Source organism: Rhizobacter sp. P2_G4, from assembly GCF_056403575.1.
The window spans coordinates 22,559-34,928 of the sequence record NZ_JBFUFG010000016.1 but is presented as its reverse complement, the minus strand read 5'-3'; the positions used below and the strand labels follow the sequence as shown (position 1 = coordinate 34,928).

Annotated in this window: 10 protein-coding genes; 2 read left to right on the top strand and 8 right to left on the bottom strand. The window is 66.7% G+C overall.

Annotated features, from left to right (window positions below; genetic code table 11):
- Nucleotides 1–40 precede the first annotated feature (40 nt).
- Nucleotides 41–1,144: an ABC transporter substrate-binding protein gene (locus AC1DYS_RS30080; protein WP_477905428.1), complete on the top strand. Its 1,104-nt coding sequence runs from the start codon at nucleotides 41–43 to the stop codon at nucleotides 1,142–1,144.
- Nucleotides 1,145–1,211: 67 nt separating this feature from the next.
- Entirely contained in the window at nucleotides 1,212–2,339 is a 1,128-nt protein-coding gene (locus AC1DYS_RS30075; protein WP_477905426.1) for an ABC transporter substrate-binding protein, read from the top strand.
- Between the two features lie 119 nt (nucleotides 2,340–2,458).
- Here the strand turns inward: AC1DYS_RS30075 and AC1DYS_RS30070 are convergent, their stop codons facing one another.
- The 8 genes from AC1DYS_RS30070 to AC1DYS_RS30035 all read right to left on the bottom strand — a co-directional run bounded on the left by AC1DYS_RS30070 (nucleotide 2,459) and on the right by AC1DYS_RS30035 (nucleotide 12,180).
- Nucleotides 2,459–3,292 carry an alpha/beta fold hydrolase gene (locus AC1DYS_RS30070; RefSeq protein ID WP_477905424.1) on the bottom strand — a complete coding sequence of 278 codons (834 nt, stop codon included), beginning with the start codon at nucleotides 3,290–3,292 and terminating at the stop codon, nucleotides 2,459–2,461.
- Between the two features lie 162 nt (nucleotides 3,293–3,454).
- Complete coding sequence (locus AC1DYS_RS30065) at nucleotides 3,455–5,659, bottom strand: D-(-)-3-hydroxybutyrate oligomer hydrolase (RefSeq protein WP_477905422.1); 2,205 nt, start codon at nucleotides 5,657–5,659, stop codon at nucleotides 3,455–3,457.
- A 73-nt stretch (nucleotides 5,660–5,732) separates the two neighbouring features.
- The gene (locus AC1DYS_RS30060) at nucleotides 5,733–6,797 is read right to left on the bottom strand and encodes a branched-chain amino acid ABC transporter permease (protein ID WP_477905420.1); all 1,065 of its coding nucleotides are present in this window, start codon (nucleotides 6,795–6,797) and stop codon (nucleotides 5,733–5,735) included.
- A gap of 85 nt (nucleotides 6,798–6,882) precedes the next feature.
- Nucleotides 6,883–7,887 (bottom strand): branched-chain amino acid ABC transporter permease, encoded by a 1,005-nt coding sequence (locus tag AC1DYS_RS30055; protein WP_477905417.1) that lies wholly within the window; start codon nucleotides 7,885–7,887, stop codon nucleotides 6,883–6,885.
- 8 nt (nucleotides 7,888–7,895) lie between these two features.
- Entirely contained in the window at nucleotides 7,896–8,630 is a 735-nt protein-coding gene (locus tag AC1DYS_RS30050) for an ABC transporter ATP-binding protein (RefSeq protein ID WP_477905415.1), read from the bottom strand.
- Nucleotides 8,627–9,370 carry an ABC transporter ATP-binding protein gene (locus AC1DYS_RS30045; RefSeq protein ID WP_477905413.1) on the bottom strand — a complete coding sequence of 248 codons (744 nt, stop codon included), beginning with the start codon at nucleotides 9,368–9,370 and terminating at the stop codon, nucleotides 8,627–8,629. Before AC1DYS_RS30045 ends, AC1DYS_RS30050 begins: the two co-directional genes overlap by 4 nt.
- Before the next feature lie 36 nt (nucleotides 9,371–9,406).
- Nucleotides 9,407–10,903: an extracellular catalytic domain type 2 short-chain-length polyhydroxyalkanoate depolymerase gene (locus AC1DYS_RS30040; RefSeq protein WP_477905411.1), complete on the bottom strand. Its 1,497-nt coding sequence runs from the start codon at nucleotides 10,901–10,903 to the stop codon at nucleotides 9,407–9,409.
- Between the two features lie 68 nt (nucleotides 10,904–10,971).
- Nucleotides 10,972–12,180: a substrate-binding domain-containing protein gene (locus AC1DYS_RS30035; protein ID WP_477905409.1), complete on the bottom strand. Its 1,209-nt coding sequence runs from the start codon at nucleotides 12,178–12,180 to the stop codon at nucleotides 10,972–10,974.
- Nucleotides 12,181–12,370 lie beyond the last annotated feature (190 nt).

Genomic DNA, 12,370 nt, shown 5'->3' with positions numbered 1-12,370 from the left:
GGCGCCTACCATTTCGCATTGCCCATTCCAAGGGACTGCGATGAAAAAGCTCCTGTTGTTGAGCGCCGTGTTGGCTGGTCTTTTCAGCTCACCGGCATGGTCACAGATCAAGGTCGGCCAGACGTCCGGATTCACCGGCGCGGTGGCCGCTTCGGTGAAAGAGTCCACCGAGGGCGCGAAGCTCTACTTCGATGCGGTCAACGCGCGCGGCGGGGTGGGCGGCCAGACCATCGAACTCGTGTCGCTGGACGACAAGTTCGACCCGAAGCTGGCTGTGGCCAATGTCAACCAGCTGATCGACCAGGGCGTGATCACGATCTTCCTGACCCGTGGCACGCCGCACACGCAGGCCATCATGCCGCTGCTCACCGAGCACAAGGTGCCGCTCATCGGCCCATCGACGGGCGCGATGGTGCTGCATAACCCGGTACACCCATGGCTCTTCAACGTGCGCGCCACCTACCAGCGCGAGGCCGAGCGGTCCATCTCGCACCTGAGCCTGATCGGCATCGACCGCATCGCCATCGTGCAGGTGGACGACACCTTCGGCAGTGACGCGGTGCAGGGCGCTCTCAAGGGCCTGAAGTCCGTCAACAAGCAACCCGTTGCCCACGAGAAGTACGACCGCGCGAAGCCCGACTTCGCACCCATCATGCCGAAGATCGTGGCGTCCGACCCGCAGGCCGTGATGTTCATCGGCTCGGGTACCGCCGTGACCGACGGCATGAAGGCCCTGCGCGCCACCGGCTCGCGCGCCCAGATGGTCACGCTGTCGAACAACGCATCGGCTGGCTTCGTGAAAGAGCTCGGCGAGATTGCCCACGGCGTGGTGTTCAGCCAGGTCTTCCCGTACGAGCGGTCGATTGCCTCACCGGTGGTCAAGGAAGCGATCGAGCTGGCCAAGGCCAAGGGCCTCGAGCTCACGCCGATCATGCTGGAAGGCTTCGTGTCGGCCAAGGTGGTCGTCGAAGGGCTGCGCCGCGCCAGCCCCAACCCGACGCGCGACAAGCTGCGCCGTGCGCTCGAAACCTTCCATCGTTTCGACCTGGGTGGCATCGAAGTGGGTTATTCACCCACCGATCACTCGGGTCTCGACTACGCCGATCTGTCCATCGTCGGCCCCGACGGCAAATTCCGCCGCTGAGCAAGCCGCTTCCCCTCCCTCGAAGCGCCGGCCTCTCGCCGGCGTTCGACCTATAAGGCCCTGATCCATGTCGTCGTTCAAATCCCTCCATGCTGCGGGCCGTGCGGCCCTGGCCGTTGCCCTGCTGGCTGCGCTGCCGCTGCAGGCGCAAATCGTCATAGGCCAGACGGCCGCGTTCACCGGCCCGGTGGCGGCCGGCGTGCAAGAGACCACGGCCGGCGCGAAGCTCTACTTCGACTCCGTCAACGCCGCAGGTGGCATCCATGGCAAGACGATCGAGCTGGTGTCGCTGGACGACAAGTTCGACCCCAAGCTAGCTGGCGAGAACGCGCGCAAGCTCATCACCGAGAACAAGGCGATTGCGCTCTTCCTCAGCCGCGGCACGCCGCACACCCAGGCCATGCTGCCCGCGCTGAATGAGTTCAAGGTGCCGCTGGTAGGCCCGTCCACCGGCGCGATGGTGCTGCACAAGCCGGTGCAGCCCTACGTGTTCAACGTGCGCGCCACCTACCAGCGCGAGGCCGAGCGCGCGGTCAAGCACCTGAGCCTGATCGGCATGGACCGCATTGCCGTCTGGCACGTGGACGATGCCTTCGGTGCCGACGCAGCCGCCGGCGCCACGCTGGGCTTCGAGGCCTCGGCCAAGAAGCCGCTGCTGATGGAGAAGTTCAACCGCGAGAAGCCCGACTTCAGCGCCATCGCGCCGGCGCTGGCCAAGGCCGATGCGCAGGCCGTGCTGATCATCGGCACGGCTGCGGCACTGGTCGAAGGCACCAACGCGATTCGCGCCAGCGGCTCGCGCGCGCAGATCGTCACGCTGTCGAACAACGCCTCGGGCGGCTTCGTCAAGCAGATGGGCGAAAACGCACGCGGTGTGATCGTGACGCAGGTGTTCCCCTACGAGCGCTCGCTGTCGGCACCGATCGTGAAGGAAGCGGTTGACCTGGCCAAGCTGAAAGAGCAGGACGGCGTCTCGCCCGCCATGATGGAAGGCTTCGCGTCCGCCAAGGTGCTGGTGGCTGCGCTGCGCAAGGCGGGACCGAACCCCACGCGCGAGAAGCTGCTCGCGGCGCTGAACAGCCTGCAGAAGCTGGACATCGGTGGCATGGAGGTGAATTTCAGTCCTGCGGACCACACGGGGCTGGTGTTTGCCGACCTGTCCATCATTGGGCCGGACGGCAAATTTCGCCGGTGACATAGGCCCCCCAGTCGCTTTGCTCCTGCCCCCAGGGGGCGCCACCCAGCGGACCGGCGGAGCCGGATCCGCGGGCGTTGCTTGATGTGCGCTTCGCTGCGCTCGCTTTGGGGTTCTGCTTAGCTGGCGAAGAATCGCTCCACGAGCGCGAACTGATCGGGCGTATTGAGCGCGGGCGCGTGGCCGCAGCCTGCGATGGTGGCGACGACGGCGCGGGGGCCGCGCTGGCGCATCTGTTCGGCGGTGTCGGGCAGCAGCAGGTCAGAGCTTTCGCCGCGCAGGCAGAGCACGGGGATGTCGAGCTGGTCCCACGCATCCCATTGCGAATAGTCGTCGGGGTGGTGGATGAACTGCATCGCCATGGCCGGGTCGTAGTGCGGCGTCACGCGGCCATCAGGCAGGCGGCGGGTTGAGGTCTCGGCGAGGCGGCGCCACTGGGCATCGCTGAGCCAGCCGTACGGTGCGTAGATGGTGCGGAAGTAGGCCTCGAGCTCGCTCACCGTCGCAAACGCTGCGGGGCTACCAGCGTACGAGCGGATGCGGTCGGTGGCCGCGGTGGCCACCTCGGGGCCGATGTCGTTGAGCACGAGCTTCTGCAGCCGCCCCTGCAACGCAGCTGCCGCGCGCAAGGCGATGGCACCGCCCATCGACGTGCCCAGCCAGTGAAAGCGCTCCAGCCCCAGCTGATCGACCAGCGACACCGCGAGCTTCGCGTAGAACGCAAGGCAGTACTCGGTCTTCGGCTGCGGGCTCCACTCGCTCAGCCCGCGGCCGATGGTGTCGGGGCAGACCACGCGGTAGCGCTTGGACAGGTGCTCGGCGATGTCGTCCATGTCGCGGCAGGTGCGCGCGAGGCCGTGCCATGCGATCACCGTCTCGTCATGCTGCGCGCCCCACTCGGTGTAGTGGAGCTCGCGGCTTTCGCAGCGCAGGTAGTTCGAGGTGAAGCTCATCAGAAACCTTTGCGACGCCCGGATTCGTCATCGCATCCTTGGGCGCCGTGCAAGCGAAGTGAAGCACCCCTCAAGGAACGCCCCGGGGAACCGGCTTTGCCGGGCCCCTGGGGTGGCGCCCCTTGGGGGCAGGAGCGTCGTAGCGACTGGGGGGCCGTCATGTCAGTCGGGCACGGTCAGGGTGCGGCCACGCCAGGTGATGGCGTCGGCGTCCGAGGGATGCAACGCAATCGGTGGGACGTTGATGCTGGTGATGGCAGGCGCCGCACCGGGCGTGCCGCCACGCGGCAGGGTGCGCACCACCTGGCTCGGCGGCAAGGGCTTGCCTTGGCGCAGGTGCGCATACATCGCATCGAGCGCGCGGTTGAGGTACACGTGCAGCGGGATGTAGCGTGTGTCGTAACCCGGCAGCACCGTGGGCAGGCCGATGAAGCCGTCGAAGTGCTGCGCGTTCGTCACCTCGATGTACGAGAGCCGGCTGTCGCGCCCTTCGACGCGCTTGTTCAGAGCGGTGTAGGGACGCGAGGTGTGGTTCACCGGCAGCAGCGCATCGGAGCGGCCGTGCACGATGAGCGCCGGCTTGCCGTGCAGGTCTCCGTTGCGGCGCGTCTCGTCGATGCCGTGCTGCAGCGAGCGTGCAGCGGCATCGCTGCCGCTGAGCAGGTTGCGCAGGCACAGCGCGCCGTCGAGGTTGAAGTCTTGAGTCAACGTCGATGGCGAGAACGAGAACAGGTCGCGCAGGGGCGCGCCGGGGTTCAGGTTGTTGATGAGCTGAACGCCGGCCGAAGGTGGCACGCCGTTGCCGGTGGCCGCCATGGAGGCCAGCAGCACATCGGCCAGCGGCGTCACCAGGCCGGTGGGGGCGGTGGCGGCGAAGCTGTAGCCGCACAAGTTGTCGGCGACGCTGGCGCGCGCGAGTGCGTTGCCGAAGGTCACGCTCACCGCAGGCGCCACCTCGAATGCCGCGAGTGATGGGTGCAGTACCGCGGCCTCAGGCTCCCAGCCATAGGCGGCAAGCTTCGCCAGTGCTTCGTCGGCCTGGGCCGGCAAGGTGTCGGCGGTCAGCAGGCCCTTGGCCTTCAGCGAAGCGCAGCGGTTGGCCGCAAAGGCCGCGATCACGAAGGCCGCACCGGGTGCGCCCGCCACCTGTGGCGAGAGCGACGCGCAGCTCTGGTAGACGTTGGCGTAGGTGGTGTAGTCGTACAGCGTCTTGCCGGTGGTGGGCTGCACCACGCTGCCGCGACGCACCGTGATGCCAGGGTCGGCCGGCATCTCGACCGCGGGTTCGGAGACGGCCACGCCATCGATCAAGCGCTCGCGGTCTTGCTCGGCCGCTGCGATGGCCGAGCCGCCGCCGTTGGAGATGCTGGACGCGATGACCAGCGTGTTGCCGGGGCGGACGGTGCGCAGACGCAGCCCGTGGCCGAGCGCAATGCCGTAGCGCTCGTTCAGCGCCCAGTACGCGAACTCCACCGCCTGCAGCGTGAAGCGGCCCCAGTCTTTCTCGGGGTTGCGTTGCGAGTGGGCGTGCTTGAAGGCGAGGCGGTTCGGCGTGGCCGCGTTGACGGCGGCGAGCTGTTCGGGTGTGAGCGGCGCGCGGAATTGCGCTGCATCGCCGGCCGCTGCCGAGGTGGCGCGCAGCCCGTCGATCAGCGGCACGGTGTCGGTGGCCAGGTCGTGCGGGCCGCTGCCGGTGCCCTTGTCGGTGTAGGCGACTGCGCAGCCGCGCTTCAGGCCCCACTCGCCGGTGCTGATGCCGCCGTACACGCCGCGCGAGCCCGACGAGGTGGCCGCGATGATGCAGGCGTGGCGCGGGTTGAAGTTGGCCGGTACCTGGACCATCAACACCACGTTGCGTTGGCCGCTGCCATCGTCGCTGAAGGCGAGGTACTCCGTGCCGGCGACAAGCCCTTCGCTAGCGGTGATGTTGCCGTCGGCATCGACGTTCGGGCCATACAGGCTGCCGTAGCCACCGGCCGCCGTCATGTCGACGATGGCGCGGTAGCTGTTGTAGATGACGGCGCGCCGAAGCTCCACCGCCGTGGGTGCGAGCGGGCTGGCGAATGGCGGCAGTGCACCGGCCATGCCAGTCTTGCCGAGGCCGGCGGTGAGCAGGTCGTCGGTGACGCCGTCGTACTCGGTGCTGCGCACTTCGCCGCGCACGAAGTCGGGTCGGTGGTTGAACAGGCTGCGCGGGCCCAGGGCCTGTGCCAGGTCCTGCTTGAAGCTCGCCGAGGTTTCGGTGGGCTGCGTCGACGCGGCGGCTGCAGTGGGCGTGCTGTCGTCAGCACCGCCCCCACCGCAGGCCGCCAGGGCGAGGACCGCCCAGCTCGCGAGAATTGTCTTGAAGCGCTTGTCTTGTTTCATCGTTGTCTCCTCTTCAGATCGTTGAAGGGCCGTCCGCATGGCCGTTGAACACATCGAATCTCGCGGCACCGCCTCAGCGGCGCCGCATGGCACGCAGCCGGCCCACCACCCCGCTCGGGAAGTGATAGACCGACAGCACGAAGAGAATGCCCAGCCACAGCAGCCAGCGGTCGGGCGATACGACCTGCGACAGCAGCGGCACGCCTTCGAAGGCGCTGGCGCCGAGCTTGAGCAGGTCTTGCAAATAGTTCTGCGCGATGACGAAGAGCACGCTGCCCACCACCGCGCCGTAGACCGTGCCCATGCCGCCGATCACGACGATGAGCAGGATGTCGAGCATGATCTCGAAGCTGAGCGAGGTGTCGGGCCCGTTGTAGCGCAGCCAGAGCGCAAGCAGGCAGCCCGCGAGCGTGGCGAACAGGGCCGACAGCACGTTGCTCAGCGTGCGGTAGACGACCACGCGGTAGCCGATGGCCTCGGCGCGGAAGTCGTTTTCGCGGATGGCCTGCAGCACCCGGCCGAAGGGCGAGTTGACGATGCGCAGCAAGGCCAGCACCAGCAACAGCGCGACCACGAACAGCAGGTAATAGCTCGCAAAGCGCCCGTCGATGCTGGCACCGAGGAAGGGCTCTTCGAGGTATTGCGTGCCGGGCTGCAGCGCTTCGGGCACCTTGAAGTTGAGGCCGTCTTCGCCGCCGGTGAAGTCCGACAGCTGCGAGGCGAGCGTCAGGAAAGCCGAGGCCACGGCCAGCGTGATCATCGCGAAGAAGATGGCCTTCACCCGCAGGCTGAAGAGCCCGATCAGCAGCGACAGCAGCAACGAGACCACCACAGCCGCGATCACGCCGACGATGACTGCGCCCCACCCCGGCCCGAGACGTGTACTGGCAATGGCCACACCGTAGGCGCCGATGCCGAAGAACATGGTGTGCGCGAAGCTGACGATGCCGGTGTAGCCCAGCAGCAGGTCGAAGCTCGCCACCAGCACGATGAAGACGAGGATCTTCGCGCCGACGTTGAGCGCCTTGGTGCTCGGGAAGAGGAAGGGCGTGAGCGCTAGGCCGAGCACCAGCACGATGAGCAGCGCCGACAGCCAGCGGTTGCGCGGCAGGTCGTGGGAGAGGAGGCGGTTCAGCATGGAGCGACCTTCCGCCGGGCCGCCCCAAGGAAGGCCGAGCCCCCTCGGGGGGCAGTGAACGAATGTGAGCGTGGGGGCTTCATAACTATCGATTCGTCACCGGATACAAGCCCTGCGGGCGCCACAACAGAATCGCGACCATGAGCCCGATGTTGGAGAACATCGCCAGCTTCGGCGCAAGAAAGCCGCTGTAGTTCGCCAGCAACCCCACCAGCAGCGCACCCACGAAGCACCCGAAGGTCGAGCCCAGCCCGCCGATGATGATCACGATGAAGATCAGCACGTTGACCTGTGCGCCCATCTGCGGAATCACGTTCTGCTGATACAGCCCCCACAGCACGCCGCCCAGGCCGGCGAGTGCCGAGCCGGCGACGAACACGCCGACGAAGAGCCGGCGGATGCGGTAGCCCAGGCTCTCGACCATCTCGCGGTCTTGCACGCCGGCGCGGATCAGCAGGCCGAGCTTGGTGCGGTTGAGCGTGAAGAGCATCGCAACCAGCACCAGCGCGCCGATCACCATCGCCACCAGCCGGTATTTCTCGACCGCCGCATCGCCGAAGATCAGCGCGCCGCGCAGCGCGGTGGGCAGCGGCAGCGCAATCTGCGTCGGGCCCCAGATCACCTTGATCAGCTCTTCGCCGATGATCATGCCGCCCATCGTCACGAGGATCTGCTTCAGGTGCTGGCCATAGACCGGCCGCACCAGCACCCGCTCGAAGGCCCAGCCCACCGCACCGGCCACCGCCATCGCCACCAGCATCGCGCTGAACACGCTCGCGAGGTTGCGCCACAGGCTGTCGGACGCCGTCCAGTCCGCCATCAGCCCGAAGACGCTGGTGGCGATGAAGGCACCGAGCGCAATGAACACGCCGTGGCCGAAGTTCAGCACGTCCATCAGGCCGAACACCAGCGTGAGGCCGGAGGCGATGATGAAGATGATCATGCCCATCGCGAGGCCGGCCACGGTGAGCGTGAGCCATGACGACGGCGAGCCGATGGCCGGCAGAGCGAGCACTGCGAGCGCCGGCACCATGGCAAGCGGCACCCAGTCGAAGCTGACCTTCGGGAAGGCAGTGCCCAAGGCAGGCATCGTGGCGCTCATTGGTGGGCTCCCAGAGACAGGCCCAGCAGCCGGTGCTGCAGTTCTTCGTCTTCCGCCAGTGCGGCCATGGCGCCGCGGTGCACGACGCGGCCGTCGTCCATCACCGCCACCTTGTCGCCGAGTGCGCGCGCCATGCTGAAGTTCTGTTCCACCAGCAGCACGGTGGTCTGCGTGCGCTTCAGCTCGCGCAACGCGGCGATGAGGTTCTGGATGATGGCGGGGGCGAGACCCTTGCTCGGCTCGTCGATCAGCAGCAAGCGCCGCGGCTCGACCATCGCACGCGCGATCGCCAGCATCTGCTTCTGCCCACCCGACAGCTTGCCGGCCGGGTAGAGCCAGAACTTCTTCACCGCCGGGAAGAGTTCGAACAGCCACTCGAGCCGCTTCGTGTCCATCTGCTCCACGGTGCGTGCGTTGCGCGCAGCGAGCAGCAGGTTCTCGCGCACCGACAGGTCAGAGAAGATGCCCATGTTCTCGGGCACGTAGGCAATGCCGAGTTGCGCGATGTCGGGGGTCGAGCGGCCGACGATGCTTTGGCCGTCGAAATGCACCTGGCCTTTCGATGCCCTCCACAAGCCCATGATGGTTCGCAGCGTGGTGGTCTTGCCGGCGCCGTTGCGGCCGAGCAGCATGGTCACCTGACCGGTGGGCACCTCGAAGTCGACACCGTGCAGGATGTGGTACGCGCCGATGTGCGTGTGCACGCCTTCGAGCGTCAGCAAGGCGCTCATGCGGCCACCCCCAGATACGCCTGCTGCACCACCGGCGATGCAATCACTTCGGCCGGCTCGCCGTCTGCCACCAGCTGGCCGTTGTGCAGCACGATGATGCGGTCGGCGAGTTCGCGCACCACGTCCATCTTGTGCTCGACGAGCAGGATGATGCTGTCGCTCCGGGCCTTCAGGTCGCGGATGAGGTCGAGGATCACCGGCACCTCGTCGACGCTCATGCCGGCGGTGGGTTCGTCGAACATGAAAACCTTCGGGTCCAGCGCCATCAGCATCGCGACTTCGAGCTTGCGCTGGTCGCCATGCGGGAGGCTGCTCGCGACTGCATCGGCCTTGTCGCCCAGCCGCACACGCTCGAGCAGCGCGTGCGCACGCTCCAGCGTGTTGCGCCGGTCCAGCCACACCGACCACAGGTTGAGCCCTTCCTTGCGGCGCGACTGCACGGCCAGGCGCACGTTCTCCACCACGGAGAGATTGGGGAACAGCTGTGTCAGCTGGAACGCGCGGCCCAGCCCGCGGTGGGTGCGGGCCGAGGCGGCTTCGCGCGTGATGTCCACGCCGTCGAGATGCACCGCCCCTTCGCTGGCGGGCAGCTGGCCCGAGATCAGGTTGAAGTAGGTCGTCTTGCCGGCACCGTTGGGGCCGACGATGGCCGTGAGCGTGCCCGGTGTGAAGGCACAGCTCACGCGGTCCACCGCCACGTGGCCGCCGAAGCGGATGGTGAGGTTCTTGGTTTCGAGCATCGAGTTCGCTTCAGGGAACGTGCCGATCCGTCCCCGTCAGGGGCACGTGCCGATCACGTAGTAGTTCGTGCCGGTCTGCTTGAGCGTGGTCGTCACGAAGGTGTTCCACAGGCCCATGTTCTGGTTGGAACCGTTGGCCAGCGCATAGCCGCCGCTCTGGTGGGCACGGCCGGCGGTGGTGTGGGCGTAGTTCGACGCGGTGAAGCACACCGCTGCGCTGCCGCCCGTCGTCGTGCCGCTGGCGGGCGACGAGACCGCGCCTTCGACGCCACTGCCGTCGACGGCCCGCACCGTCCAGTTGTAGGTGGTGGCTGCGGCCAGGCCGGTGTCGTTGAAGCTCGTCGCCGTGATGGCCGATGCGTTCGCCTTGCTGCCGTTGCGGTAGACGTTGTAGCTCGCTGCACCGCTCACCGCGCTCCAGCCGATGGTCATGCTGCTGGCCGTGGCGTTGGACGTGGTCACGCCCGTGGGTGCCGGCAGCGTACCGCCACCACCACCGGAGCCGGCCCCCGACGAAAGCCGCGTGACCATCGCCTTGATGGCAGTCTGCTGCGTGCCGGCCTTCTGCGCGAAGTTGTTGCCGTACCAGCCGATCCAGTCCCAGCAGCCGTTGGGGTTGGCGAGCGAGCCGCTGGCCGAGGTGGGGTGGCTGCTGTTGTCGACCCGCGCCTGCGGGAACAGCACGATGATGTTGTTGGTGTCGGCCCAGCGTGTGTAGCCGGTGTTCTTGATGAACTTGTCGCCGATGGTGGCGTAGCCCTGCTGGCAGCCGTGCAGCGCCACGTGCAGCTTGCACACGGTGCCGGCCGCGCAGCTCGCCGGCACGTAGACCCAGCCGGTGGGTGCCACGCCGGCGTTGGTGGTGAAGGCGGTCTGGTCGAACTCGATGTAGTTGGCCGCCGCAGGCGCGTTGTTGCGCGCATTCAAGGCGCCGTAGAACTTGGTGAAGGCGGCCTTGGCGCCGTCGTAGCCGCAGTTGCTGATGTAGGGCGAGGCGCTGCTGCTGCAGGCGTTGTTGCCGGCGCCGTCGAAGTCGGTGGGGAACACATGTGCCGTGCTCGCTCGCGTCACGTACTCGAGGTTGGCGGCCGGCACGCCGTTGTTGGTGTACTGCGTCTGCACCGCGTTCATCGGGTTGGGGCCGACGGTGAAGTCGCTGGTGCCGACGAACATGAAGATCTTCTGGCCGGCGACGTTGGCCTTGTTGTCGTTGGCGCCGCCGCTCCAGTTGTTGATGTCGGCCTGCATGGTGCTCAGCATGCTGGCGCTGATGGTCGCGTTGTACATGCAGGCGGTGTAGTTGCTGTGGCCTGCGCACATGTAGGGGCCGCCGGCGAAGACGCCCACGCCCTTGAACGTCGCCGAATAGGCGTAGCCCAGCTGGTTGGCCATGAAACCGCCCGAGGACAGGCCGGAGACGGTGATCTGGCTGGTGTCGACGTTGAGCGCGGGCAGCGGGACGGCAGCGTCAGCCGCCGTCGTCACCGACAAGGCTGCAACAACCGCAGCGGTGCAGAGAAGTTTGAAGCTCATGGGTTGTCTCCGGGTGTGCCTCTGACGGGCGTGGATTCCCTCCCACGGAACAATTCAGCGTCTGTGGGTCAGCGCTTGTTCTTGATCGGGATGGTCATCTCTTCCGGCTTGATCTCGCGCACCAGCTCGGGCACGCCCCAGGTGAAGGCCGGGTCCACCTTGATCTTGAAGTGGTACATGCTCTGCATGGCCTGGTGGTCTTCCTTGCGGAAGGTCATCTTGCCCTTGGGGGTGTCGAAGCTCATGCCCTCCATCGTGGCGATGAGCTTGTCGGTGTTGGTGTTGCCCTGCGTCTTCTTCAGCGCCTCGACCAATGCGATGCCGGCGCTCATGCCGCCTGCGGTGAAGAAGTCGGGTGGCGTCTGGTACTTCTTGTAGTGGTTGGCCACCAGCCATTCGTTGGCCGGGTTCTTCGGGATGCCGAAGTAGTAGTACGCCGCGCCTTCCATGCCGGGGAACTGCTTGTACGCCGCCATCGCCGGCAGGATGTTGCCGCCGGTGGCGAGCTCGATGCCGTAGCGCTTCTGCAGTTCGAGGTCGGCGAACTTGGTGAACGGCGAATTGGCGCCGGCCCACACCACCCACACGATCTTGCGGCCGGGCTTGTCTTTGAGCGCGTCGATCAGGTGCTGGATGCCGGCGGTGAAGTCGGTGGTCGTCGGGGGCAGGTACTCCTCGTGCACGAGCTTGGCGTTCTTGATCGCGTCCTTGAAGGCCTTCACGCCGTCGCGGCCGAAGGCATAGTCTTGTGCGAGCGTGGCGATGCTGACGCCGGCCTTGTCGAGCGCGACCGCGTTGCTGATTGCATCTTGCGAGCTGTTGCGGCCGGTGCGGAAGATGTACTTGTTCCACTTGTCGCCGGTGATCGAGTCGGCCACGGCCGGCTCCACCAGCAGGATCTTCTTGTACTCCTCGGCCACCGGCAGCATGGCCAGCGCCACGCCCGAGCCGGTGGTGCCCACGGCGATGTCGGCCTTGTCGTCACCGTAGGCGGTGGCGAGCAGGCTCTTGCCGATGTCGGGCTTGCCCTGGTCGTCTTTCTCGATCAGCACGAGCTTCTTGCCGGCAACCGTCATCGTGCCGCCGGTGGCGTAGTCGAGGCCCATGGTCAGGCCGATCTGCGTCTGCTTGCCGTAGGCCTCGAGCGGGCCGGTCTTGCCGTAGACGTGGGCGATGCGGATCTCGTTCTTGGACTGGGCGAAGGCGGTCGGCGCACACGCGACCGTCAAGGCAGAAAGGGCGACGAAGAGCGCAGCGCGGCGCGAAGCAACAAGCATGGTGTCTCCTGTTCAGGGGTTGGCCGCTTGGGCGGCTCGTGGCCAGAACAGCGCAAAGCCTGTGCCCAACGGCACCAGATCAGGGCAAACACCGAGCTTGCTGGGAGAAAGCGAGCCCCTGCTGTGCAGACGACTGCCTGCACTCCAGGCAATCGAAGTCACGACTGCCTTGATTCCAGGCAGTGTCCGC

Bases quoted from the DNA above. Each gene is read 5' to 3' on its own strand.
- AC1DYS_RS30050 (WP_477905415.1), bottom strand. From the start codon at position 8,630: ATGAGCGCCTTGCTGACGCTCGAAGGCGTGCACACGCACATCGGCGCG.
- AC1DYS_RS30075 (WP_477905426.1), top strand. From the start codon at position 1,212: ATGTCGTCGTTCAAATCCCTCCATGCTGCGGGCCGTGCGGCCCTGGCC.
- AC1DYS_RS30040 (WP_477905411.1), bottom strand. From the start codon at position 10,903: ATGAGCTTCAAACTTCTCTGCACCGCTGCGGTTGTTGCAGCCTTGTCG.
- AC1DYS_RS30035 (WP_477905409.1), bottom strand. From the start codon at position 12,180: ATGCTTGTTGCTTCGCGCCGCGCTGCGCTCTTCGTCGCCCTTTCTGCC.
- AC1DYS_RS30060 (WP_477905420.1), bottom strand. From the start codon at position 6,797: ATGCTGAACCGCCTCCTCTCCCACGACCTGCCGCGCAACCGCTGGCTG.
- AC1DYS_RS30065 (WP_477905422.1), bottom strand. From the start codon at position 5,659: ATGAAACAAGACAAGCGCTTCAAGACAATTCTCGCGAGCTGGGCGGTC.
- AC1DYS_RS30045 (WP_477905413.1), bottom strand. From the start codon at position 9,370: ATGCTCGAAACCAAGAACCTCACCATCCGCTTCGGCGGCCACGTGGCG.
- AC1DYS_RS30080 (WP_477905428.1), top strand. From the start codon at position 41: ATGAAAAAGCTCCTGTTGTTGAGCGCCGTGTTGGCTGGTCTTTTCAGC.
- AC1DYS_RS30055 (WP_477905417.1), bottom strand. From the start codon at position 7,887: ATGCCTGCCTTGGGCACTGCCTTCCCGAAGGTCAGCTTCGACTGGGTG.
- AC1DYS_RS30070 (WP_477905424.1), bottom strand. From the start codon at position 3,292: ATGAGCTTCACCTCGAACTACCTGCGCTGCGAAAGCCGCGAGCTCCAC.